At 34.9% G+C, this 22,450-nt stretch carries 27 protein-coding genes, 2 pseudogenes and 1 other annotated feature; of the genes and pseudogenes, 6 read left to right on the top strand and 23 right to left on the bottom strand.

All coding sequences use genetic code 11. The annotated features are described in order from the left end of the window. Positions 1-234: 234 nt before the first annotated feature. Positions 235-396: a hypothetical protein gene (locus C240_RS12285; protein ID WP_271496061.1), complete on the bottom strand. Its 162-nt coding sequence runs from the start codon at positions 394-396 to the stop codon at positions 235-237. A gap of 260 nt (positions 397-656) precedes the next feature. Continuing rightward, positions 657-1,097, bottom strand: coding sequence for a GNAT family N-acetyltransferase (locus C240_RS12280; RefSeq protein ID WP_271496059.1), 441 nt, complete (start codon positions 1,095-1,097; stop codon positions 657-659). 298 nt (positions 1,098-1,395) lie between these two features. Here C240_RS12280 and C240_RS12275 point away from each other — a divergent pair. Continuing rightward, a pseudogene (locus C240_RS12275) lies at positions 1,396-2,022 on the top strand (lytic polysaccharide monooxygenase auxiliary activity family 9 protein); the annotation flags it as partial. 355 nt (positions 2,023-2,377) lie between these two features. Here the strand turns inward: C240_RS12275 and rplL are convergent. The 4 genes from rplL to rplK form a co-directional block, all read right to left on the bottom strand. Then, positions 2,378-2,746 (bottom strand): 50S ribosomal protein L7/L12, encoded by a 369-nt coding sequence (gene rplL, locus C240_RS12270; protein WP_271496055.1) that lies wholly within the window; start codon positions 2,744-2,746, stop codon positions 2,378-2,380. 69 nt (positions 2,747-2,815) lie between these two features. Next, the gene (rplJ, locus tag C240_RS12265) at positions 2,816-3,316 is read right to left on the bottom strand and encodes a 50S ribosomal protein L10 (protein WP_271496053.1); all 501 of its coding nucleotides are present in this window, start codon (positions 3,314-3,316) and stop codon (positions 2,816-2,818) included. Between the two features lie 130 nt (positions 3,317-3,446). Continuing rightward, positions 3,447-3,575 (bottom strand) — a sequence feature (ribosomal protein L10 leader region). Positions 3,576-3,878: 303 nt separating this feature from the next. Next, a complete protein-coding gene (gene rplA, locus C240_RS12260) occupies positions 3,879-4,568 on the bottom strand; it encodes a 50S ribosomal protein L1 (RefSeq protein WP_271496051.1) in 690 nt (229 codons plus the stop codon). 109 nt (positions 4,569-4,677) lie between these two features. Then, positions 4,678-5,100 (bottom strand): 50S ribosomal protein L11, encoded by a 423-nt coding sequence (gene rplK, locus C240_RS12255; RefSeq protein ID WP_271496049.1) that lies wholly within the window; start codon positions 5,098-5,100, stop codon positions 4,678-4,680. Between the two features lie 299 nt (positions 5,101-5,399). On the opposite strand from rplK, the gene sdaAB reads away from it, so the two are divergent. After that, on the top strand, positions 5,400-6,068 hold the full coding sequence (gene sdaAB / locus C240_RS12250; RefSeq protein WP_271496047.1) for an L-serine ammonia-lyase, iron-sulfur-dependent subunit beta: 669 nt from the start codon (positions 5,400-5,402) through the stop codon (positions 6,066-6,068). Positions 6,069-6,095: 27 nt separating this feature from the next. Then, complete coding sequence (sdaAA, locus tag C240_RS12245; protein ID WP_271496045.1) at positions 6,096-6,989, top strand: L-serine ammonia-lyase, iron-sulfur-dependent, subunit alpha; 894 nt, start codon at positions 6,096-6,098, stop codon at positions 6,987-6,989. A gap of 60 nt (positions 6,990-7,049) precedes the next feature. On the opposite strand, the gene rbsK is transcribed toward sdaAA, so the two are convergent. The 9 genes from rbsK to rpmG all read right to left on the bottom strand — a co-directional run bounded on the left by rbsK (position 7,050) and on the right by rpmG (position 13,948). Continuing rightward, on the bottom strand, positions 7,050-7,949 hold the full coding sequence (gene rbsK, locus C240_RS12240; RefSeq protein ID WP_271496043.1) for a ribokinase: 900 nt from the start codon (positions 7,947-7,949) through the stop codon (positions 7,050-7,052). A 16-nt stretch (positions 7,950-7,965) separates the two neighbouring features. After that, on the bottom strand, positions 7,966-8,337 hold the full coding sequence (locus C240_RS12235) for a GNAT family N-acetyltransferase (protein ID WP_271496042.1): 372 nt from the start codon (positions 8,335-8,337) through the stop codon (positions 7,966-7,968). Between the two features lie 36 nt (positions 8,338-8,373). Further along, a complete protein-coding gene (gene dcuC, locus C240_RS12230; protein ID WP_271496040.1) occupies positions 8,374-9,747 on the bottom strand; it encodes a C4-dicarboxylate transporter DcuC in 1,374 nt (457 codons plus the stop codon). Between the two features lie 14 nt (positions 9,748-9,761). Beyond that, positions 9,762-10,682 carry a ribonucleoside hydrolase RihC gene (rihC, locus tag C240_RS12225; RefSeq protein WP_271496038.1) on the bottom strand — a complete coding sequence of 307 codons (921 nt, stop codon included), beginning with the start codon at positions 10,680-10,682 and terminating at the stop codon, positions 9,762-9,764. A gap of 139 nt (positions 10,683-10,821) precedes the next feature. Continuing rightward, positions 10,822-11,838 (bottom strand): LacI family DNA-binding transcriptional regulator, encoded by a 1,017-nt coding sequence (locus tag C240_RS12220; RefSeq protein WP_271496036.1) that lies wholly within the window; start codon positions 11,836-11,838, stop codon positions 10,822-10,824. A gap of 29 nt (positions 11,839-11,867) precedes the next feature. Beyond that, positions 11,868-12,803 carry an alpha/beta fold hydrolase gene (locus tag C240_RS12215; protein WP_271496034.1) on the bottom strand — a complete coding sequence of 312 codons (936 nt, stop codon included), beginning with the start codon at positions 12,801-12,803 and terminating at the stop codon, positions 11,868-11,870. 93 nt (positions 12,804-12,896) lie between these two features. Then, positions 12,897-13,439 carry a transcription termination/antitermination protein NusG gene (nusG, locus tag C240_RS12210; RefSeq protein WP_271496032.1) on the bottom strand — a complete coding sequence of 181 codons (543 nt, stop codon included), beginning with the start codon at positions 13,437-13,439 and terminating at the stop codon, positions 12,897-12,899. A 168-nt stretch (positions 13,440-13,607) separates the two neighbouring features. Then, positions 13,608-13,778, bottom strand: coding sequence for a preprotein translocase subunit SecE (gene secE, locus C240_RS12205; RefSeq protein ID WP_271496030.1), 171 nt, complete (start codon positions 13,776-13,778; stop codon positions 13,608-13,610). 17 nt (positions 13,779-13,795) lie between these two features. Continuing rightward, a complete protein-coding gene (gene rpmG / locus C240_RS12200; protein ID WP_069633969.1) occupies positions 13,796-13,948 on the bottom strand; it encodes a 50S ribosomal protein L33 in 153 nt (50 codons plus the stop codon). Positions 13,949-14,095: 147 nt separating this feature from the next. Here rpmG and cbpA point away from each other — a divergent pair, with 147 nt between their 5' ends. After that, the gene (cbpA, locus tag C240_RS12195; protein WP_271496026.1) at positions 14,096-14,740 is read left to right on the top strand and encodes a cyclic di-AMP binding protein CbpA; all 645 of its coding nucleotides are present in this window, start codon (positions 14,096-14,098) and stop codon (positions 14,738-14,740) included. Between the two features lie 39 nt (positions 14,741-14,779). On the opposite strand, the gene murB is transcribed toward cbpA, so the two are convergent. After that, positions 14,780-15,682: a UDP-N-acetylmuramate dehydrogenase gene (gene murB, locus C240_RS12190; RefSeq protein WP_271496024.1), complete on the bottom strand. Its 903-nt coding sequence runs from the start codon at positions 15,680-15,682 to the stop codon at positions 14,780-14,782. 71 nt (positions 15,683-15,753) lie between these two features. Further along, positions 15,754-16,668 carry a Gfo/Idh/MocA family protein gene (locus C240_RS12185; protein WP_271496022.1) on the bottom strand — a complete coding sequence of 305 codons (915 nt, stop codon included), beginning with the start codon at positions 16,666-16,668 and terminating at the stop codon, positions 15,754-15,756. Between the two features lie 177 nt (positions 16,669-16,845). Here C240_RS12185 and C240_RS12180 point away from each other — a divergent pair, with 177 nt between their 5' ends. After that, positions 16,846-17,604 (top strand): exodeoxyribonuclease III, encoded by a 759-nt coding sequence (locus C240_RS12180; protein WP_271496020.1) that lies wholly within the window; start codon positions 16,846-16,848, stop codon positions 17,602-17,604. 52 nt (positions 17,605-17,656) lie between these two features. Here the strand turns inward: C240_RS12180 and C240_RS12175 are convergent, their stop codons facing one another. Beyond that, entirely contained in the window at positions 17,657-18,007 is a 351-nt protein-coding gene (locus tag C240_RS12175; RefSeq protein WP_271496018.1) for a DUF1648 domain-containing protein, read from the bottom strand. A gap of 242 nt (positions 18,008-18,249) precedes the next feature. Between C240_RS12175 and C240_RS12170 the strand changes: the two genes are divergently transcribed. After that, positions 18,250-18,783, top strand: a complete 534-nt coding sequence (locus C240_RS12170; RefSeq protein ID WP_271496016.1) for a 3'-5' exonuclease — start codon at positions 18,250-18,252, stop codon at positions 18,781-18,783. 342 nt (positions 18,784-19,125) lie between these two features. Here C240_RS12170 and C240_RS12165 read toward each other — a convergent pair whose 3' ends face one another. The 5 genes and pseudogenes from C240_RS12165 to C240_RS12145 all read right to left on the bottom strand — a co-directional run bounded on the left by C240_RS12165 (position 19,126) and on the right by C240_RS12145 (position 22,445). After that, a complete protein-coding gene (locus C240_RS12165; protein ID WP_271496014.1) occupies positions 19,126-19,338 on the bottom strand; it encodes a hypothetical protein in 213 nt (70 codons plus the stop codon). A 200-nt stretch (positions 19,339-19,538) separates the two neighbouring features. Beyond that, positions 19,539-20,144 carry a recombinase family protein gene (locus tag C240_RS12160; protein ID WP_271496012.1) on the bottom strand — a complete coding sequence of 202 codons (606 nt, stop codon included), beginning with the start codon at positions 20,142-20,144 and terminating at the stop codon, positions 19,539-19,541. Between the two features lie 16 nt (positions 20,145-20,160). Next, a pseudogene (locus C240_RS12155) lies at positions 20,161-20,976 on the bottom strand (AAA family ATPase). Beyond that, positions 20,969-21,337, bottom strand: a complete 369-nt coding sequence (locus C240_RS12150; RefSeq protein WP_442896597.1) for a Mu transposase C-terminal domain-containing protein — start codon at positions 21,335-21,337, stop codon at positions 20,969-20,971. The pseudogene C240_RS12155 and the gene C240_RS12150 overlap by 8 nt, the downstream one beginning before the upstream one ends. 127 nt (positions 21,338-21,464) lie before the next feature. After that, complete coding sequence (locus tag C240_RS12145) at positions 21,465-22,445, bottom strand: helix-turn-helix domain-containing protein (RefSeq protein ID WP_271496011.1); 981 nt, start codon at positions 22,443-22,445, stop codon at positions 21,465-21,467. Between the last annotated feature and the right edge of the window lie 5 nt (positions 22,446-22,450).

Raw genomic sequence — 22,450 nt, 5'->3', positions numbered from 1 at the left:
AATAAATAATAACGTGTGTTACACTACACTCTTAAAAACAAGCCTTTCAGCTTATTATTTGTGTTTTTATTCATTTTAATTTACACTTCTATAAGAAAATAAAAAAACACCTATTGAGCATAAAAAATCTTGGGGAAGGTTGCATCGCTCGTTTGGGTGTTTTTTTTATTTATTAAGGACATTAAATATATCATGGAGTTAAATATTTGTAAACAGACATCCCCACAAATCCGGCTAACTTCTAGCTTTTCTTTCTGCTTTTTTGCGTCTACCTCTTGCGTTACTCTTTTTTACCATATCTGCGGCAATTACTGAAGATAATAAGCCGTCACCTACAACTTTATTTGTTACTGATTTTGCTGCTTTATATTTTACTGCTGATTTTAATAAACTCATATTATCCACCTCTTAAAATTATTTTTCCTGATGTATTTACTATAAATGAGAATTGTGAAGTTTCCTTGTGTTTTTCTGTAAAAAAATACCCTGATCGACAATTTTGTCAAATTGGGGTATTCTTTGAACCACTTTATATTGTTATTGAGATAAGACAAACAGCTATAAATTCAAACATACGTAAACAAAAAACGCAATTAACACGCTTACCTTATAGAGAAGATTACGTTCGTTTTTTTTAATTCTTACTATACAACTTTTTATAAGAATTTCCGTAACACCCTCATCGGTCTACCAAAAGTGTCTGTTGATTGATCTATTTGCTCGTATCCCCATTTTTCATATAAGCCCACATGCTGAGTAACGATATAAACTTCATGAAAGCCAATTCTCCTCAATTGCTTTTCTGAAATCATCACTAATTCTTTGCTAATTTTGCGTCCTCTGTAATTCGGATCCACATATACAATGGCTATATACGGGGTGTAATTGATTGAATCCACAATATCTTTTTTAACAAAAGAACAAAACCCGACAATTGTATCTTCATCCTTCGCAACTACAATACCTTCCCAATCCGTAAATTTTCCAGTACGCATTTTTTTAGCTAAATATTTTGCTGCTTTCCAATCTGCATTATTGATAGTTTCTGCTGTAGCTAACCACTCTGGATCGTCTCTCATTAAAATTTCGTAGTTCAATTATATCATCTCTTTCTCAGATACTTTTTACTCTAAAACTATCTAAACATTTTACCCAACTACAACACAAGCGATAAATGTAAATCTCCTTATAAAATTTAATTATAACAAATTTAGAAATGTCATAATAATCATTCTTTTCTACTTACTAGCCTACTTTGACACTTATACTCTATTTGTTTCATGTTATAGTTTAATAAATGATATAGCGCTATAACATTTACTAAAACTGAAAGGCGGTATAATAAAAAGTAATTCAGAAAATGAAAGCGAAACCATAAAAATCAGGAGGAAATTTATGATTACGAAAAAAAGTCGTTTTTCTGTTGTTCTTGTTATCACGCTCGTTTCACTATGTGTTTTATTTACCCCAAAACAAGCCTCAGCCCACGGATATGTAAGTTCTCCAATTAGTCGCGGCTATCAAGGTTATTTGGATAACCAAAGATTAGGTTGGGTGCAAGCACATGCTATTTATGGAAATGTAATTTCTAATCCACAGTCGCTTGAGTATTTAAAAGGATTCCCTGAAAGAGGTCCTAGAGATGGCAGAATTGCTTCTGCTGAAGGTGGATTAGGTCAAATTGGTGATTTTGTTTTAGATGACCAATCTGAAAATAGATGGACAAAACAAGACATAAGTACTGGTAATCTTGATATCAGATGGCACTATACAGCTGTACACCGCACGACAAAATGGCACTATTACATTACAAAAAACGGATGGAATCCAAACGAACCTCTCTCTCGCGAATCTTTTGAAAAAATTTCAGAAGTCAGCCATGATGGTAGCCTTCCAGTTATCAACGAAGTTCATAAAGTTAACATCCCGAGTGATCGTTCTGGGTACCACGTAATTTTAGCTGTTTGGGATATCGCGGATACACCTAATGCTTTTTATAATGTAATTGACGCTAATATTACACCATAACAATCATAGTTATTAATAAGAATTAAATCAAGTCGCTGCGACATACGTTATATATAAATCTAATGATAGACATTTGTTTTATGTTTGTCATTAGATTTTTTCTTTAGTTTTACTGCTAATAAAACTAAGGTTTCTCTTGAAATAAGAAATACTTCTAAAATCACTCAGTACTTTATCTAGATTGTTTAAAGATTAATTGGAAATTAGAATGTACTTAGCAAATTTATAAAAACAAAAAAGTGAACAAATATAAGCTTTTAAAACGTATAATAAAGACAAAATACATAAAATAAAAACGCCTAACCCCTTGATATACAACGGATTAAACGTCCAAAGACAGTTAAGTCTATTATTTTAATGTTACAGAAGCGCCAACTTCTTCTAAAGTAGCTTTTAATGCTTCAGCTTCTTCTTTAGATGCGCCTTCTTTAACTGGTGCAGGAGCGCCATCAACTACAGCTTTAGCTTCTTTCAAGCCAAGACCAGTTGCTTCACGAACTGCTTTGATAACTTTAACTTTTTGATCTCCAGCTGCAGTTAATTCTACAGTGAATTCAGTTTGTTCTTCTGCTGCGCCACCCGCTGCTGGTCCAGCTGCTGCTACAGGAGCTGCTGCTGATACGTCAAATTTTTCTTCGATAGCTTTAACTAATTCGCTTAATTCTAAGATAGTTGCTGTTTCTAGTTCAGCAATGATGTTTTCAATGTTTAATGCCATTTGAATTTCCTCCATTTAAATTAAAATTGTTTTTTTAGTATTTAGTAATATGTTTGAATCAGATTGCAATTAAGCAACTTCTTCTTGTTTCTCTGCCACTGCTTTGACAGCGTAAGCCACGTTTCTGACTGGCGCTTGTAATACAGATAATAGCATAGAAAGTAAACCATCGCGGCTTGGTAGTTTTGCCAAAGCTGTAATTTCTTCAATAGAAGAAACTTTACCTTCGATTACGCCACCTTTGATTTCCAATGCTTTCGCATCTTTCGCAAATTCGTCGATGATTTTAGCTGGAGCTACTACGTCTTCATTACTGAAAGCTATAGCAGTTGGACCAGTAAATACTTCATCTAAACCTTCAAGACCTGCTTTTTTAGCTGCACGTGAAAGAATAGAATTTTTGATAACTTTCATTTCAACGTTTGCATCACGCAATTGTTTACGTAAGTTCGTTACTTCTTCTACTGTTAAACCACGGTAGTCAACGATAACGACTGATGCTGCTGCTTCAAATTTAGCTGTTGCTTCTTGAACTAGGGTTTCTTTTTTAGCGATTGCTGCTTCACTCATTTATTTTCACCTCCTGAATTGTGATGGTGGAGTTTGTTTGGTTTACGATATGTCAGTTAGAAGAATCGAATGAAACTTCGCTCACTTTGTTCGCCAAGTATTGTTTTACATCTCTTTTTTTCAAAAAGTCGTGTAAAACAACAAAACTCCATGCCACCGTTGACATAGAGGGACCATTGATATACTCATCAATCATTGTCCTCGGTAGGAAATTAAGACTTACGTCACCTACTGTCTTCGGTACAGTTAATTATTAACCTCACTCACTTTACCACAAGGAAAGTGAGTGAGTCAAGAATAATTTTTAAAATCATTCAGCTTTTCTCATTGTCTAGCTTCCTGAACTAGCATTTCGGAAAAAAGATAAATTCTGATGTGACTATAAAGCGTCACATTCAATATTTCCTATTTTTCTGTCAATGCTGAACGAGTTCATCCAGCTTTTCTATTGATCTAGTTCCATAGACCATATTATTTGGAAAATAGATAAACTTCCTTCAAAGATAAAAACTATCTTTGAGTAAGTTTCTCACAACCTAACCGGTCTATTACACTTTTCAAATTAGAAAGAAGCTTGGTCAACGTGGATTCCAGGTCCAAATGTTGTTGTAACTGAAATGTTTTTGATGTATTGACCTTTTGCTGCTGATGGTTTAGCTTTCAACAATACATCGTTGATTGTATTGAAGTTTTCTAGTAATTTTTCATTATCAAATGAAACTTTACCAATTGGTACATGGATGTTACCAGCTTTGTCAACACGGTAAGTTACTTTACCAGCTTTTACTTCGTTAACAGCTTTTGTTACGTCCATTGTTACAGTACCAGTTTTAGGGTTAGGCATTAAACCTTTAGGACCTAACACACGACCTAATTTACCAACTTCAGCCATCATGTCTGGTGTTGCAACTACAACATCAAAACCGAACCAGCCTTGTTGAATTTTGTTAACCATATCAGCATCGCCTACGAAATCAGCACCAGCTGCTTCCGCTTCTTTTGCTTTTTCGCCTTTAGCGAAAACTAAAACGCTTTGTGTTTTACCAGTTCCGTTAGGTAATACAACAGCACCACGGATTTGTTGGTCCGCTTTTTTAGGATCTACATTTAAACGATAAGCAACCTCAACAGTTGCGTCGAATTTTGCAATATTTGTATCTTTAGCCAAAGCGATTGCTTCTGCTACAGGGTATACTTTTGTTGCTTCAACTTTTTTTAATGCATCTTGCATTTTTTTGCTTTTTTTAGCCATTTTGTTTCCTCCTTGATTGTGGTTATAACGGTCGAACCTCCCACGTAATTCATATCTTTGAATATGAAATAAACTGAGAAGCTACTTCTTAGGGATCTCTAGAATAAAATTATCCTACAGTGATACCCATGCTTCGTGCAGTTCCTTCAACCATGCGCATAGCCGCTTCAACGTCTGCTGCGTTTAGGTCTGCCATTTTAAGTTCAGCGATTTCTTTCACTTGATCTTTAGAAACATTCGCTACTTTAGTTTTGTTTGGCTCACCAGAACCTTTGTCGATTTTAGCAGCTTTTTTCAATAATACTGCAGCTGGTGGTGTTTTTGTAATAAATGTAAATGAACGGTCTTCATATACAGAAATTACTACTGGAATGATTAAACCAGCTTGATCAGCTGTACGAGCGTTGAATTCTTTAGTGAATCCCATAATGTTGATACCCGCTTGACCTAATGCTGGACCTACTGGTGGAGCTGGTGTTGCTTTACCTGCAGGAATTTGCAATTTAACTAATTTTTCTACTTTTTTTGCCACGAGACATACCTCCTTGGGTCCGTGATGTGGTTAATTGGAGATGAAGATTTCTCCTCCCACGTCGTTCTTTGACGAATCAAAGAATTTGAATGCGCTAAAATGCACACTTAAATAGTATACTCTGCTCTCAGAAAAATTTCAATACTTTTATCAGTCAAAAGTCGATTCTTGCCTATGCATAATGAGAACAGGATAAATTTTCCTCACATTTTTGTTGTGATTCTAGTTTCTTTTGCCTAATTATGATAGACTTTCGATAGAAAAATCCTGATTTTAAATAAGAAAATAGGTGAAAGAAAATGGAAAATTTACGTTATAAAAGTGTCTTTGATATTATCGGTCCAGTGATGATTGGACCTAGTAGTTCCCATACTGCTGGAGCTGCTCGAATCGGGAAAATCGTTCGAAGTATTTTTGGTGAGCAACCGGATACGGTGGATATCTATTTGTATGAATCTTTCGCTAAAACGTATCGCGGTCATGGAACAGATATTGCTTTAGTGGGCGGCTTGCTCGATATGGAGCCTGACGATGAACGTTTAGCTGATTCTTTAAAAATTGCTCATGAACAAAATATGGAAGTTTTGTTTGTTCCTTTAAAAGAAAAAGCAGAACATCCGAATTCGGTAAAAATGCTGGTATCAAAAGGTGAACGAAAATTATCAGTAACCGGTATTTCCATTGGCGGAGGTAACATTCAAATTTCTGAGCTAAATGGGTTTAAAATTTCTTTAACGATGGGAACACCGACTTTTATTATCGTACATCAAGATGTTCCAGGCATGATTGCTAAAGTAACGAATATTTTATCTAACTCTAATATTAATATCGGTACAATGACTGTTACACGCGAGTCAAAAGGTGAGAAAGCCATTATGATTATTGAAATTGATCATGCTGAAATTGGTGATATCACCATGAATCTAGTTCAATTACCTCATATCTACAGTGTAAATTATTTTGACTGATAAATTATCCGAAAGGAGCAAACGAATATGTTTTTCTCTATAGAAGATCTAGTAAAACAAGCAGCTGAGTTTCCTTCCGTTGCTGAATTAATGATTGCAATCGAAATCGAAAATCACGGACATAGCCGTGAAAGAATTATTGAAACAATGGAGCGAAATCTTGCAGTGATGAAGCAATCTATTAACGAAGGCGTTGATGGAGTAACTTCTGTTACAGGAATTACTGGCGGCGATGCTACTCGTTTAAATGACTATATTCAAGCTGGCAATTTTTTAAGCGGCGAAACTATTTTGACCGCTGTTAGAAATGCTGTAGCAGTCAATGAAGTAAATGCGAATATGGGATTAATTTGTGCGACGCCTACTGCTGGTAGCGCGGGGGTTGTTCCCGGAGTTTTAATGGCTGCCATTGAAAAATTACAGTTAACTCATGAACAACAACTTGACTTTTTATTTACCGCTGGCGCATTCGGCCTAGTGATTGCTAATAATTCTTCAATCAGCGGTGCTGAAGGCGGCTGTCAAGCAGAAGTCGGCTCTGCAAGTGCCATGGCAAGTGCTGCTTTAGTTTGTGCAGCTGGCGGATCAGCGGATCAAGCAGCCCAAGCAATCGCTATTACTTTAAAAAATATGATGGGTTTAATCTGTGATCCTGTAGCTGGTTTAGTTGAAGTTCCCTGTGTAAAACGAAATGCTTTAGGTTCGTCTCAAGCCTTTATTTCCGCTGATATGGCATTAGCTGGCATTCGCAGTGTGATCCCACCCGATGAAGTTGTCGCAGCAATGTATCAGGTTGGGCGCCAGATGCCGCAAATTTTTAAAGAAACAGCAGAAGGCGGATTGGCAGTTACCCCAACTGCCCAACGGCTAGCGAAAGAAATATTAGATAATCAAACGAATCCTTCAACAACTTCTGCATAATTAAAAAACACTACTTTTTTGCTAAATCTAGAAAAAAGTAGTGTTTTAAGTTTTATTAATTTAAAACGCCTCAACCTCAGCCATCGTCGGCATTCCTGTTTGCGCTCCTAATTTTGTCACAGAAAGTGTCGCACCGCTTCCTGCTATTGCTATAGCCTTAGCTATATCTACGCCTTGTGTTATACAAGCAGCCAAAATACCATTAAACGTATCTCCTGCCCCGGTTGTGTCAACCACATTTACTTTTTTAGCAGGAATAGTAATAACCTCATTTTCGGTCGTGTAAGAAATTCCAAAAGCTCCTCTAGTTACAATTAACTGAGTTTGATTTTGCTTAGCCCAATTTAACATTTCATCTTCAAATTTGTCTATATCTAAAATTTCATGACCCAATAAACCTTCAAATTCGGTTTCATTTGGTGTAATAATATCGACAAACGGCAACATCTCAATAACTTTTTCATTGTAGGGTGCTGGATTTAAAATGGTCACCCCGCCTTTATTTTTGGCAAGAGCTAGACCTCGTTTTACAGTTTCTAACGGGATCTCCAACTGGGTTAAAAGTACATCGCCTGTATTAATTTTTTCACTTAATAGTTCATCCGTTTCGTTTAACAACATATTAGCTCCTGGCAAAACAACAATCGCATTATCTTCTTTGAGTTTGAAAATAGAAGCCACTCCCGTAAAAATATTTTGCTCTGATGTCACAGCTGTCATATTAATTTTTTCATTTTTTAAATGCTGATAGACTTTTGAACCAAAAGTATCATCACCGATTTTCCCTACTAACGAGACTTCAGCACCTATTCGAGCTGCCGCGACTGCCTGATTGGCACCTTTACCACCGACATAATAGTCAATGGTTCCCCCTAGAAGGGTCTCTCCTACTTTAGGTAATCGCTCTGTTTCCATTACCATATCCATATTGATACTTCCTAAAACTACTACTTTATTCATCGCGGACTCTCCTTACCTATATTTTCTTCAAATACTTATAGAAAGAACCCAGATGCTCTCTTTCAATTTCAGTGTATTCTGAAATTTTTTCAAAACCATGCTTATTAAAAAAATTCTGCATTTTTACGTTTGTGTGGTTTGTACTTGAATAAATATGTTTCCCCTTTTTTTGTTTTACTTTGTTTATTATATCACCTAGCAATAGTGACGCATAACCATTTGATAAATGAGTTGGCTCGGTGGCTATTCTTCTTATCGTAAAATTTCTCTGACTATCATTATCTAATACAGCAACTGCTACAATTTGATTTTTATTTACCAATTTTAATAATCTATGATTTTCGATATCTATTTCGATAATTTTTTTATTTGCCTGAGTTATTTCCATTTTTCCTCAACTCCGATTTTCCATAACAACCAGCTTTTAATATGGCAATAGTAAAATGGACAATACTATAACACAGATAATCCCGATAATTGTTGGTACACTTGTTCTTTTTAAAATCCGAACCGGACTAACACCCACAGTTGAAGCTACAATCATGACAACCGCTGCTACTGGTGAAATAGTTCTCGCTAAATTGGCAATCATTTGCATTGGTAGAGTAATCAAAATGCCATCAATACCTGCTTTAGCTGCAATGTCAGGAATTAATTCGATTACTGCATAGAACATTGCTAAACCGCCGCCGCTTAAAATGCCAAATAATGTAGTAGCACCACTAAAAATTAAGGTTGTGACTAAACCAGCCGAAGCTGATGACTCAACAGAAGCCATCAAGTTATCAATAATTCCTAATGATTGAACTGCCGTTGTAAATAACGAACCACCAACAACCAGCATCACAACTTGACTAAAACCTTGTCCCATTCCTTTAAACATTTCAGCTGCGGAATCTTGAATTTTTTTATACGATCTATGTCTAATCGTTTCAAACGCCACTGCAATAAAAAATGAAATGAAAGTCAAAACAAATATATCCATTTGAATGCCTTTAACAAACATACTAGTAATCCCAACAACTAAGATCAAAATCAACGGTAATAATGGCAATAACGCATAAATTTTCGGTGTATCTGACTCTTCTTGTTTGCCTAATCCATCATCTTCAATTGTAATAAAAGCTGAATCGCCTTCTTTTTTGTCACAATATTTTTGCCAAAAATAATGCACAACCGCCATAATCAACAATGTTGGAATCGAAATTTTAGCATTCCATGCAACATACGTTAATAAATCATATCCCAACGTTTGAGCAGCAATCACGTTATCTGCTCCTAATGGTGTAGGCATAATTGTTGCTGTCATAGCAATTACACCTGCTGCAGTTAAAGAAGAAATCCCCATACTTGCCAACATTGGATATAAAATTGCCATCAAGATAATCGCTAAACTTGACGCACTCGGAACAACTAATGACATTAAATTCCCCATTAAAAAAACTAGCGGTACAAATAATGCTTTGGATTTAATTTTTTGCAATGGTTTCACTAAAATATTTACTGCTACCTGATTCGCGCCGATCACATTCATATAGCCTGAGTAACCAAATAAAATCATAATAACAATTCCTGCTGAACTGACTTGAGCGATAATTGTATCTTTAAATTTTAGGAAAATGTCGAAAAATGCCAAACCTGTTCCTTCACCAGCCGGATAAAGCGGATGACCAAGTAAAACAGCGAAAAACAATAACACCAAAGCTCCCGTAATTAAACTTAGCGCAGGATGATAATTTTTAATAATCAAATATGCAATCCCCGCTAAAACCACTAACACTAATAATGACTCAATCATAGTAAGACTCCTTTTTAATTTATTTTTTCAAGATTTGTAACAACCCATTTTTGGAACGCTGGAACATCGATATCTAAACAAACAACCGCATTCGTTGTATCATGATATTTCATTTTCAAGTCAGCAACTGTCGCTCCTGCAGCTGGTCCGTCTAATGCCACTTCAACAAAAGTTTCCTGTACCGTAAATAATCCCGGATCAGTTAAATACGCAATAGCGCAAACATCGTGCATTTTTAAACCAGTCTGTAAACTGCCTCCGCGATAATGCTGGAATAGTGAATAAAACATCTCACCAACTTTTCCAAATTCCTTGATTTGTTCTGTTTCATTTTTTGTTAACACTGCTGTGCTTGTGACATCCAAGCCAACCATCGTTAATGGAATCCCTGATTGGAATACAATTTGAGCCGCATGCGGATCAACATAGGTATTAAACTCAGCACTGGTATTGGTATTCCCTCTGGATAAAGAGCCACCCATCATGATAATTTCTTTGATATTTTGCTTTGTTTCCGGATACATACTGAAAAGTAAAGCGATATTAGTCAAAGCAGCGATAGGAACTAAGGTAATTGGTTCCGTACTTTTCAGAATGCAATCTTTCATCGCTTCAACCGCATGCATATTAAGCGTTTTCAAAAAAGTTTGTGGAAAATCATAGCCGTCCATCCCGCTTTCACCATGAATATCAGCAGAATCTTCAAGCTGAATTAATAAGGGCTTATCACAGCCTTTTGCAACAGGCACTTGTTTATCAAAAAATGAAACAAGTTTTAGTGTGTTTTCAGTTGTCTTGGTTACGTTTACATTTCCAGCCACAGTCGTTAGCAGCTTCACATCTAAATCTGGATGATTTAAGGCGATAGATAAAGCAACAGCATCGTCAATTCCAGGGTCTGTATCAATGATAATTGGTCTCTTTTTTTCTAACATTTTTCCTTCCTCCTTCTCAGGTTAAGCGCATTACCAAATGTGTAAAAAAAATACTTTTTCAACATAAAAAAGTATTTTCGATTAATCGCTTAACCTATCTGCATGCAATGATAGCGCTTTATTTAAAATTAGTCAATACCTAATTTAATTTTTTTACACTGTCTCCTTTAAAAAGAGTCGGCTCTAAGCTTATTCTTTTAGGAAACTTTGTTGGTTTCTCTAAGATATTTTTTAACAATGAAACGGTTTTTTCTGCTAATAATGTGATGTCTTGCTCAACTGTTGCTAGAGAAGTGTCTAGAATATCAGCTATCTCTAAACGGTCATAACCAATGATTGACAAAACTTCTGGTACTTTCCGTTCTTTTTTTATTGCTTGTTTTAAAATGCCGAATGCTACCATATCATTTGCGGAAACAACAGCCGTTACTTTATTTAAAGCAAAAAGATCAGCAGCTTTCTCTATCCCATTTTTAAAACGGTAGCCAGTTTCAATAAGATAGTCGTTTTTTACTTCAAGTCCATAGTTTTCAAGAGCTTGTTTATATCCTGTAATTCTATCTAAGGTACTTGGTACATTGAGATCTCCTGTCATAAAAGCAATTTCCCGATGTCCCATTTGCAGTAAATATTCTGTGGCTAATTTCCCGCCAGCTAAACTATCAAAATAAACTTGGTTAACTTCTCCAAAAGCAACATATCTATCAACTAAAATAAAGGTCGCATCAAGCTCTTTTAAAAAACGTTCTTGTTCTTCCGCAACCGAAAATGATTCATTGGATAACGCAATAATTAAGCCATCTACTCCACGATTCACTAGCATTTGAATTAAGTTTTTTTCAACAGTAAAATCGTCATTCGAGTTCACAATAATAGTCAGATAACCGCTGGCTCTAAAACGTTCTTCTAATTGCTTACAAAGCTTTGAAAAAAATGGGTTTTCAATATCAGGAATCACAACACCAATGGTTCTGGAGGCTTTTTTTGCTAAACTTTGCGCTGCAATATTAGGCACATAATTTAATTCTTTTGCGATTGCTTTGATTTCTTGTTTCTTTTTTTCAGAGATTCTAGAAGGCTTATCATTTAAAACTAAAGAAACCGCAGCTTCAGATACATTGGCCATTTTTGCAATATCTTTCATTCTGATTTTCATGATGCTCTCCTTTGTTTAAACTTTCTCTTTTATTTACTTTCAACAGGACTCCATAAAAAGTCACCTACTAATTGATCGACTTCTGTGTTTTCATGTAACTGACTATGCTGCGCCGATTTTCCATAGAAGATTTTCTCCTGTACTTGGTTACCATGATTTTTAAATAAGGACACAACGCTTAGTGCATCTGTCACAAGAACAGTACCATCACTCAAACTACTATCTTCTACATCACCAGCAATTAACAGTACTTGCATATTACTAGTGACCTGATCCATTCCAGAGACATAATCTGCGTAACGCTCACTTTGAATGCTAGGACCGTTGGCGATAACGCTATCCACAGATTCATCTGACGGTAATTCCACAAAATTATTAAATGGTGCTGCTATTGCAACAAATTTATTAATCTTAGGTAAACTCGGATCATTGCCAAAAGTCGTCAAATAACGTAACGAACTAGCGCCACCCATAGAATGTCCGACCAAATTAACCTCAGTTACCTCATAATTATCTTGAATGAATTGCAAACAATTTTTAATCCATTCAGCTTGATTCCATTCGTTACTTTTATTTTCTTCAAAAAGCACTTGAATACTAGGATTATCTTTCTGCTTGGTTAAAGCCCCTTGGGATTGGATTTCTCCTTGCCCGTTTACAGTTAAAACAAGTTCTTTTTTGGTGAGATTGTCTTTTTCTAAACGATTTATCATATTACCGAAAGAATTACTACCCCCACCATAGCCATGAATAAAAAGAGTTGGAATTGCTGATTTTCGTTCTTGAATTTCAGAAGTAGGCTCTTTAGACAATTCTTGCTGCTTAATCTCAGCCGTTTTTTTGCCTGAGCATCCCGCAATCAGCAATCCGCATAAAATAATTAGAACATACATTTTATTTTTTTTCATTTCAATCACCTTAACCTGTTTACTCAAATAAGAAAGACCGAACAAAACTTGATCCATTTTGCTTCGGCCCTATTACTTCTAACTATAGAACAAAACAGAAGCAAGTCCACGTAATTTACTGGTGAAAAAGGCTTCTGTTTAACGGTCTACTTAGATCGTATCTACTTGCTCAAAATCTAATTCTGTACTTGTTTCACGACCAAACATATCAATGTTAACTTTTAATTTTTGACGTTCGTCATCAACTTCGGTAACTTCTCCTTCTAACCCAGAAAAAGCACCTTCGATAATTCGAACAGTATCACCTAACGCAACATCTAAATCAGATTGACGAGTACTCATACCAATTGAGCGTAAGATATGGTTAATTTCTTCTTGCAATAACGGTGCTGGCTTACTTCCTGCTCCGTGTGAGCCGACAAAACCAGTAACGCCTGGTGTATTACGAACAACGTACCAAGAATCATCTGTCATCGTCATTTCTACTAAAACATATCCAGGAAAAGTTTTATGAACGATTTCTTTTGACTTACCATTTTTAACTTCTGTTTCAGTTTCTTCAGGTACAACAACGCGGAAAATAAAATCGCCCATTCCCATACTTTGTGCACGTGATTCAATATTCGCTTTGACTTTGTTTTCGTAACCAGAGTATGTATGTAGTACATACCAATTTTTTTCAAATGATTCCATGATTGATTCGACTCCTTAAGTTTAATAGTTTTATGAACAATAAATTAAGAGATTCAAGCATACTCGAAACTCGTTTTGTTTTTTTGTGAAAATAAAAAAACCTCAGTCCCCCGAAGTTTTTCCTCGCCTGTAATTATAGCACCAATTGTAATAAATTACTAGCCAGAATTACTTAAGAATCCAGCCAAATACAGTTTGAATCGCTGTATCCATTACAAAGAATAGTACTGCAAAAAGAATTGATGTTTCGATTACAACTAACGTATCTTTGCGTAATTGTTTTTTTGATGGCCAAGAAACTTGTTTCATCTCAGCGGCAACGCTACGTAAAAATTTCATTTGAATACCTCCATAATCTATTTCGTCTCTTTATGTAACGTGTATTTTTGACAGTATTTACAGAATTTTTTAATTTCTAACCGTTCTCCACGTTTGCCTTCACTGACGGCTTTAGAATAGTTTCTGGAGCCACAAACTGAACAAGCAAGTGCTGATTTCTTTGTTGCCATTGTTCGACCTCCTCTATTCACAAATTTACTAACTAACATTATCATTCTTTCCCCTAGATGTCAATGGATACTCAATAAACTATGGTTTTTATTCAACTTATGTTATTATAAGCATGACAAAAGAATTTAACCTACGGGGGGCTGACCATGTTATTAAAATCCGTTGTTATTAAAAAGAAGAATCTGACGACTGTTAATGAATCTTGCACTTTAGAAGAGGCATTAAAAATTCTTGAAGACTCAGGCTATCGTTGTGTGCCTATTCTTGATGAATCAGGGAAGATTTTTAGAGGAAATATTTATAAAATGCACATCTATCGTCATAAAGCTAACGGCGGCGATATGAGTTTACCAGTGACTTATTTATTAAAAAATGCAACAAAATTCATTTTTGTGAATACATCATTCTTTAAGGTCTTCTTTACAATTAAAGAATTGCCTTATATTGCAGTATTAGATGAGAGTAACCATTTTTACGGTATTCTAACACACAGTACCTTATTAAATATCTTAGCTCAATCTTGGAATATCCAGCGTGGCAGTTATGTTTTAACGATTGCTACGACTGGCAGACAAGGTGATTTGGCCGCTATGACTAAGATTATTGCTAAACATAGCAGCATTGCCAGCTGTATCACACTTGATATTGGTGAAGATGAATTTATCCGTCGTACATTGATCACTTTACCAGCAGAAACGACTGAAGAAACATGTGCGGTAATCGTGGAAAATTTAGAGCGTAAAAATCTAAAAGTTGTTGAAATTGAAGATTTACAAGCAAACGCTGAATAGCTAACAAAAAGAACCTTTCGAGCTGAAAGGTTCTTTTTGTTATTGTTCTTCACCAATGATTCTAACTTCTGTTTCTAACGCCACAGCAAATTTTTCTTGAATCACTTCTTGGATATGGGCAATCAGTTCAACATAATCAGTCGCTGTAGCGTGATCGATATTGACAATAAAGCCCGCATGTTTTTCAGAAATTTGTGCTCCGCCCCATTTTAATCCCTGTAAGCCTGCATCTTGAATTAACTTACCAGTAAAATGTCCTTCTGGTCGCTTAAAAACACTACCGCAAGATGGATATTCTAATGGTTGTTTTGACACTCTCAATTCTGTTAGTTCATCCATTTTAGCTTTAATTTCACTATGATTCCCTTTAATTAGAGCAAATCTAGCTTCGAGTACGACGCAATGCATTTCTTGAATCACACTATGACGATAAGAAAAATCCATATCAGCATTTGAAAGTGTTTGAATCGTTCCGTCTGCCAGTAAAATATCTACAGAAACAAATACATCTTTGATTTCGCCACCATACGCACCAGCATTCATGTAAACAGCTCCGCCGATACTTCCGGGAATCCCGCAAGCAAACTCAAACCCAGCTAAGTCATGATCCAAAGCAACATAAGTTGTGTCTATTAATTTAGCTCCTGCTTCAACAATTATTTGATCGCCTAGAACTGAAACCTGATCCATTTTTTCTAACATGATAACCATGCCGCGGATACCGCCATCTCGTACAATCAAGTTACTAGCATTTCCCAAAACAAGCCACGGGATTTCATTTGTACGACAATAATTAACTAAGCGTACTACTTCATCTTTAGACTTTGGAAAAGCTAGTACATCTACGGGTCCACCAGTTTTTGTAAACGTAAAATTCATTAAAGGTTCATCAAATAGTAAAGTTATATCATTCAATTCGTTTATCATTTCAATTTTATTCATCGAAAGTCGTTCCTCTCTTTCAAACATCCAATCTATTCTAGCATGCCGAAAGAAAACTTTCTAGTCTGAGTCTATAAAATATGTTGTTGATGCTGGTGAATCATTTTGGCACATAATTCATGGCTAAGATAAATATTGTCTTGTCTTAATATACTGTGATCCTTCGTTTCAAGAGCGGTAATAAAGGATTCTATCATTTGATGAAACCCTCTTTTTTCTAATGTTGTTGTCCAATCTCCAAAACTTTTATACTTTGTCTCTTGATTATTTTGAATGGTTAATTCAGTTAAGTTTTCTAAAGTAAACGTACCTTCCGGACTCATTAGCTGGTATGTTTCTGTATTTGCGCCAGAAATTAAATTCATCGAAGCAATTGCTGTCATCTTTTCAGTTTCAACTTGGATTAGTGCTCTTTGTAATAAGCCGTTTTCTTCTACAATTTTAGTCTGAACTTGACCAATTTTTTCGTCTAAAAGATAAACTAAGGTATCAGCAACATGTAAAAATAAATCATAAATCACAAAATCCGTCGTTTCTTTGGCTGCGATGCGATTTTTTTGAATTAACAACATATTCTTATCTTTAACTGCTTTCAGTTCATCTACGAATGGCGCAAATCTTCGATTGAAACCGACCATCAGCAATAAATTTTTAGCTGCTGCCAACTCTTGAATTTCTTTGACTTCTGCTAAATTTTCGCTTAAAGGTTTGTCGACAAAAACATGAATCCCTGCTTCCAACAACTGCTTTAAAATTTGCCCGTGAACTTTTGTTGCAACATGAACAAAACAAGCAGAGATTCCTGTTTGGATTAATTCATCGATTGTTGCAGTTGTTTCTGTAAATCCATATTTTCCACTGATTTCTTTACGTGTTTGTTCATTTCTTGTTGATAAAACAAATGTCGCTTTATTTCTAAACTGAGCATATACAGGCAAATAAGCTTTTTGAGCTATATTTCCTAAACCAATGACGCCTATTTTCATCAAAAATCCCCCTTCAGTTAAACGTTCAATTTCAACGTTTTTCTACTTGTTCAGCATATCAGGAAATATCTCAGATGTAAAAAAATAGAAAACGTTTGCCTCTAATTTTGATTCCAAGTTCTTTCTTTGTTGAAATCAGCCAATTTCTTGTTACAATAGAATCGAGGTGAAGAATAAATGAAATGTATATCTTGGAATGTCAATGGCTTACGAGCAGTTGTGAAGAAAAATTTTATGGAAGTTTTTAATGAATTAGATGCAGATTTTTTCTGTTTGCAAGAAACAAAATTACAAGCAGGTCAAATCGATTTGGAGCTTCCTGGTTATCATCAATACTGGAATTATGCAGAAAAAAAAGGCTACTCCGGTACAGCAATTTTTGCTAAAGAAGAAGCTTTAAGCGTTCGTTATGGGATGGGCTTAGAGGAACACGATCAAGAAGGCCGCTTAATCACGTTAGAATATCCAAATTTTTTCATGATTACTTGTTATACGCCTAATTCTCAAAATGAGTTAAAACGTTTGGACTATCGCATGACTTGGGAAGATGCCTTTCGCGATTATTTAAAAGCGTTAAGCAAAGAAAAACCAGTGATTCTTTGCGGAGATTTAAATGTTGCTCACCAAAATATTGATTTAAAAAATTGGAAAACGAATCAAAAAAATGCTGGGTTTACACCAGAAGAACGTCAAAAATTTACAGACCTATTGGATAGTGGATTTGTAGATACTTACCGCTATTTTTATCCCGATCAAGAAGGTGTTTACTCTTGGTGGAGTTATCGTTTTAATGCACGGAAAAATAATGCTGGCTGGAGAATTGATTATTTTGTTGTTTCAGATGGACTGAAAGATGCTTTGACCGATGCAAAAATTCATACAGAAATTACTGGGAGCGACCATTGTCCCGTAGAGGTAGATTTAACCGTTAAGTAAACAAAAAGAGAAGGACAAAAAATGTTTTAAGTTTGTCCTTCTCTTTTTGTATTTAAATAAATAAAAAATAAGCAGAATAAGCTCTTAATATCAACACCCACAAAACTAATTGAAAAATCATAAAGGCCATTTTAGTAAGCTGATTTCTTTTCACTGATCTTGAAAAGACAGCATCTAACTTAGATTCGTTGAAAAAAACTGAAAATGCAACAAAAATTAATGGAAAAATCCAAATAATCATTTTACCGCCAAAATTACTGGGCTGGTTAAATAGATTAAAATGGATCGGTACAACTTGCGGTAACCTAGGATAAAGATAAACATTTAGCCCGATTAAGATCGCAGCGATTCCCCAATTAAATTTTGTAATTAAAGGGTAGCCTTTTAATAACTTTGTTAACATTTATATACATCCTCTCAAACAACTACTTAAGATCGCTCTTCATTTTAAAGCAGATTCTTTTTATAGTATAGTTTAATTAAAAGAGAATTTCATCCCATTCACGCTATTTTAGTTATTCCTTTTTTGAAAATAGACTTTTTTTATTTAAAATATGTTAATATTTCTTCAGAAACCTTACGAACAGCTATATTTTTTGCTATACTAAATGTATAAATTAATTTAAATTGAAAGGGATAATGACCATGAACTTTTATTCCATTGACTTTGAAACTGCCAGTTACGCCAAACATAGCGCTTGTTCTGTGGCATTAGTAAAAGTAGAAAATAGTAAAATCGTAGATGAATATTACTCATTAATCAAACCAGAAACTGATTTTTTCTGGAAAAATATCCAGATTCATGGAATCCGACCAGAAGATGTGACAAATGCACCTAAATTCCCAGAAGTTTGGAATCAAATTCAAGCTTGTTTTCAGCCAAATAGCTTAGTTGTTGCTCATAATGCACCTTTTGACTGCGGTGTCCTAGCTGGATGTCTAGATTATTATGGGTTAAACCAGCCGAATTATCTTTCGCTTTGCACAGTAAAAACAAGTAGAAAACTTTTTCCCGAAATGCCTAACCACAAATTAAATACAGTTTGCGAAAATTTACATATTAGCTTAGACAATCACCATGATGCTTTAGAAGATAGTCGTGCCTGTGCGGAAATTCTTCTATACCAAGAAAAACATTTTGGTGTTGAACCTTTAAAAAAATTAGTGACCATAAAGTAAGTAAACGTTGAATCAGAAAATCACTGGTGAACCGATCCCCAAAAGTTAGGCTTGGAAATCTAACTTTTGGAGTTTTTTTTATGGCAAATATAGTTTTGAATTTAAGCTTAAAGCCGTTCGTGAGTATCTGGTTCAAAAGGTAGGGATTAATTCACTTGCAAAAAAATATGCATTTAAAATTAATACTCAAATAAGAAAATGGATTAATGCGTAAAATGAGTTGGGTGAAGGAGGGCTACTCCCTTGTCTAAAAAATCAGAATTATAAGTTAGATACGATATTACTTTTGCACAATTTTTAATATATGGAGTCACCGTTTTTTGTGACATACCAACAGGTTAGTTATGGCACCAACTTTATTGATATAGTAATGGCCGTTTCTGATTTTGCCTTTTGAAGTAAATTAATATCCTCTTCAGCTAATCGATCATGCCAATATTGTTTTGCTGATTGAGGATCACTTGTAAAAGAAGGTTCTTTATTATTCCATCTTTCGAAATAGACTATTCTAAATGTCTCTGTTGTCTTATCCAACAAACGAAACTCTATTTTCATACGTTCCTCCTTAAGCTAAATTATTGATCCTCGTAATATGTATTTAGAAGGAACTTTTATTCCTTCAATCACCCTTAAGGGCTATTCCTAATTTTTTTCACTTAAATAACTAAAAAGCTTGGATATTGTAGGATTGTCATTTTTTGATTTAAATGGCATTTCTTTTTCAATCTATACACAAAGCGCAAAAAGAACTAAAGCTAAGTTTGCTCTAGTTCTTTTTTTATACGATAAATTGTCGAACGAGTAACGCCTGTCATTTCTTTAATAGTCGCAATTGGAAAGCCACTCATGAGCATACTCTTAATTTGAAAATAGGTGGCACGATTTTTAGGATTTTCAGTATCTGCAGAATAGGTTGTCGGTTTACGTTTGTATATTCCCTTTTCTTTAGCTTGCTGAATCTCCTGTAACTGACGCTCTTTATTCCAAACTCTCTTTATACGAGGGATTTCTTCCAGAAGATCCACGAACAACTGAAATCCTAATTCATTGAATTGCTGGTTATCCGTTTCAAAATCCAAAAAATGCGCATCTGTAACCACTAATTGAGCTTTTTTTGAGTGTATAGAGATTACTCGATCATGTATTTCATGATAATTTTTACCTAAGTGATTGAGCGTCATAACAATCACTTTGTCTCCTGGTTGAATCGTTTCTAGCATTGATTGGAACTCAGTTTTGCTTGTATTTTTACCAGAAGGTGGATCAATAAAACTTCGTTTAATACCTAATTCTGTAATTTGATTTCTAAGAAATTGAATCCCAGATTTGTTATCATGCATAGCTGCATAAACCATTTTCATTTGAACGCCTCATTTCTTATCTTAAGCCAATGACAAGACTATCTCGAGCTGCTTCTACAACGTCTACGGAAATTGTTTTTAGTTGATTGATTTCTAATATACGATCGATTTGGGCAAAGAGTCTATGAATCAGACGAAAATTTCCACCGGTAATTTTTGTGATACTAGTGATTGCCTCATAATCTGAAAAATCTTCTAGTTTTATTGGGATACCAAATTCTGACTATTTATATTCTAATATATGATGGGTTTCGTCTTTGCTTAATTTATCAAATTCATGGGAGAAACCAATCCTAGAGTATAATTGCGGATAGCGAGACAATCTTTTTTCTATTCCAGGCATGCCAATAAACACCATAGCTAAATCATTTCGATCGTAGATATCTCTTAGTTGCTCTAAATGCTGGAGTTTCAAACGGTCAATTTCATCAACGATAATTAATTTCACTTCATTAAAATCGCTGACCATAGCTGTTTCTACCTCAATCCCGCTTTTCTTTGCTTGATATATCGCTTTTCCATAAGATAATTTATACCCTAGATCCCGGATATCTAAACTTATTCTTGAGGCTTTTTCTGCGGGAGCTGTGCAAAATATTTTATTGGCTGCTACTATCTCTTCTGTGGCAGCTTCTACTACTTTTGAAAGTAGTTGATAATCTAATTGTGATCCTATAACATTCCAATTTGTATAATGATGAGACGATAATGTTTTGCCTACACCCGGAGCACCATAGCAGACACCAATATATTTATACTTTATACACGCATCGCAAAACTCCGCAAATCGTTTGTACTCTTTTGTTTCAATAAACGGCTTTTTCTTAGTCATTGAAGTACCTCTTCAGTTTAGATTTTTTACTTGTCTCATTTTTTAACGCAACTTCTGGTAGCTTGTCTTCAATTAGTGTATCCGCGACAGATTTAATCTTAGACGATTTTTCTTTCAACTGTCGCCTTCTTTTATTTCTAGCAGTTGCGATATCTTTAAAATCTACTTTTAAATCTGAAAGTACGGGAGCTATTGCTGTGCACAAATATCTATTTTGAAAAAACACTCTAATTTCGGCTAAATCCTTCGGATTGTATCTAATTTGAACAGACTCCCCAACGTAGGCAGATAGATTGGTATTTATATAGCGAAAGCCTTGAAATTGTATGCCATCTGAATGAACTTTTCTTGCTTTTGAAATATGTAAAAGAAGAGTGTCCAGAAAATGACCATTTTCTGGACACTCTTTATTCTTTTAAAGTAAAAATACTTTTCTACTTAAACTACTTAAAGGATTGACCCTTCGAAATAGAAGCTAATCATTTCAGTTAATAATTTTTTTCTAAATCTTGTTTATATTGAGAGATATTTTTCCCTGTCCACTTTTTAAATGCTCGTGAGAATGAACTAACTTCTGAAAATCCAACTAGATAGGCAATTTCAGCGGTTCTCAAATTATTATTTTGAAGAAAGTTTAAGCTTAATACTTTTTGCGCTTCTTGGAGTTGCCGATTAAATGTTGTATTTTCAGCTTGTAGGTTTCGCTGTAAGGTTCGTGTACTTATTCCAATTTTTAAAGCCACATCTTGTAAAGAAAAATTACCGCTGGGAATTACTTGAAATAGCACCTTTTGAATAGTCTCTACAAATGTTTTCGGAGTCGAAGCAGCTACTAATCTATTTTTTAACTCCGGTTCAATAAATTCCCACATAATATTGTTTTGTGTGTAAAATGGATACTTTAAATCTTCAAGTTTAAGGACCAATAAATTTTCTCGACTTTTTCTTGGATTGCAATTCAAATACTGTTTAATGGATTCTCCATATTCAAAAGGACCCTCTATCAGCAAGGGAGTGACTTCTTTTTTACTCCCTCTTCTCAGTAGACTTAGTAGAAGTAATTGTTCATTCAATAACGCAAAACGGGGTAATTCCTGATTTGGGAAGACAAAGGAAAACCATATTTGTACCGTTTTTCCTTCAACCTCCATCCCTATAGTGATTGGTCCAATCAATTTTTTATAGCTGATAAATCGCTTGAGAGCCTCCATTCCATTTTCAGCTGATAACGCAGCATAGATGGGAGGCATGAACATATTTATGTTCTCAATCTCACTGAATGCTAAAATTTGTTGATCTGACACGTATTGATTGAATACTTGTAAGAGATCATAATACTGCTGTTCATTTACCACCAGCTCTTCTCTCCATAACAAATTTGGAATATTTGCTTGCTGAAGTAAATGCTCTAAAGATAAACCTTGACTGCTAATAAAATTCTGGAACTGCTTTGTGATTGTTAGTTTCATATAAT

Source organism: Enterococcus sp. 5H (assembly GCF_028128615.1).
Classification (GTDB): domain Bacteria; phylum Bacillota; class Bacilli; order Lactobacillales; family Enterococcaceae; genus Enterococcus_L.
Note: the sequence above shows the minus strand (reverse complement) of the source record. Positions and strands in the feature narration are given on the sequence as shown.

What these genes read in the sequence shown, in the direction of transcription:
- C240_RS12145 (WP_271496011.1), bottom strand. Translation starts at nt 22,445, where the DNA reads ATGAAACTAACAATCACAAAGCAGTTCCAGAATTTTATTAGCAGTCAA.
- C240_RS12235 (WP_271496042.1), bottom strand. Translation starts at nt 8,337, where the DNA reads ATGGAAATAACTCAGGCAAATAAAAAAATTATCGAAATAGATATCGAA.
- cbpA (WP_271496026.1), top strand. Translation starts at nt 14,096, where the DNA reads ATGTTATTAAAATCCGTTGTTATTAAAAAGAAGAATCTGACGACTGTT.
- C240_RS12160 (WP_271496012.1), bottom strand. Translation starts at nt 20,144, where the DNA reads ATGAAAATGGTTTATGCAGCTATGCATGATAACAAATCTGGGATTCAA.
- C240_RS12220 (WP_271496036.1), bottom strand. Translation starts at nt 11,838, where the DNA reads ATGAAAATCAGAATGAAAGATATTGCAAAAATGGCCAATGTATCTGAA.
- rplL (WP_271496055.1), bottom strand. Translation starts at nt 2,746, where the DNA reads ATGGCATTAAACATTGAAAACATCATTGCTGAACTAGAAACAGCAACT.
- C240_RS12285 (WP_271496061.1), bottom strand. Translation starts at nt 396, where the DNA reads ATGAGTTTATTAAAATCAGCAGTAAAATATAAAGCAGCAAAATCAGTA.
- rpmG (WP_069633969.1), bottom strand. Translation starts at nt 13,948, where the DNA reads ATGGCAACAAAGAAATCAGCACTTGCTTGTTCAGTTTGTGGCTCCAGA.
- secE (WP_271496030.1), bottom strand. Translation starts at nt 13,778, where the DNA reads ATGAAATTTTTACGTAGCGTTGCCGCTGAGATGAAACAAGTTTCTTGG.
- sdaAB (WP_271496047.1), top strand. Translation starts at nt 5,400, where the DNA reads ATGGAAAATTTACGTTATAAAAGTGTCTTTGATATTATCGGTCCAGTG.
- rihC (WP_271496038.1), bottom strand. Translation starts at nt 10,682, where the DNA reads ATGTTAGAAAAAAAGAGACCAATTATCATTGATACAGACCCTGGAATT.
- C240_RS12180 (WP_271496020.1), top strand. Translation starts at nt 16,846, where the DNA reads ATGAAATGTATATCTTGGAATGTCAATGGCTTACGAGCAGTTGTGAAG.
- rbsK (WP_271496043.1), bottom strand. Translation starts at nt 7,949, where the DNA reads ATGAATAAAGTAGTAGTTTTAGGAAGTATCAATATGGATATGGTAATG.
- rplA (WP_271496051.1), bottom strand. Translation starts at nt 4,568, where the DNA reads ATGGCTAAAAAAAGCAAAAAAATGCAAGATGCATTAAAAAAAGTTGAA.
- C240_RS12170 (WP_271496016.1), top strand. Translation starts at nt 18,250, where the DNA reads ATGAACTTTTATTCCATTGACTTTGAAACTGCCAGTTACGCCAAACAT.
- rplJ (WP_271496053.1), bottom strand. Translation starts at nt 3,316, where the DNA reads ATGAGTGAAGCAGCAATCGCTAAAAAAGAAACCCTAGTTCAAGAAGCA.
- C240_RS12165 (WP_271496014.1), bottom strand. Translation starts at nt 19,338, where the DNA reads ATGAAAATAGAGTTTCGTTTGTTGGATAAGACAACAGAGACATTTAGA.
- C240_RS12215 (WP_271496034.1), bottom strand. Translation starts at nt 12,803, where the DNA reads ATGGATCAAGTTTTGTTCGGTCTTTCTTATTTGAGTAAACAGGTTAAG.
- C240_RS12185 (WP_271496022.1), bottom strand. Translation starts at nt 16,668, where the DNA reads ATGAAAATAGGCGTCATTGGTTTAGGAAATATAGCTCAAAAAGCTTAT.
- nusG (WP_271496032.1), bottom strand. Translation starts at nt 13,439, where the DNA reads ATGGAATCATTTGAAAAAAATTGGTATGTACTACATACATACTCTGGT.
- sdaAA (WP_271496045.1), top strand. Translation starts at nt 6,096, where the DNA reads ATGTTTTTCTCTATAGAAGATCTAGTAAAACAAGCAGCTGAGTTTCCT.
- C240_RS12175 (WP_271496018.1), bottom strand. Translation starts at nt 18,007, where the DNA reads ATGTTAACAAAGTTATTAAAAGGCTACCCTTTAATTACAAAATTTAAT.
- dcuC (WP_271496040.1), bottom strand. Translation starts at nt 9,747, where the DNA reads ATGATTGAGTCATTATTAGTGTTAGTGGTTTTAGCGGGGATTGCATAT.
- murB (WP_271496024.1), bottom strand. Translation starts at nt 15,682, where the DNA reads ATGAATAAAATTGAAATGATAAACGAATTGAATGATATAACTTTACTA.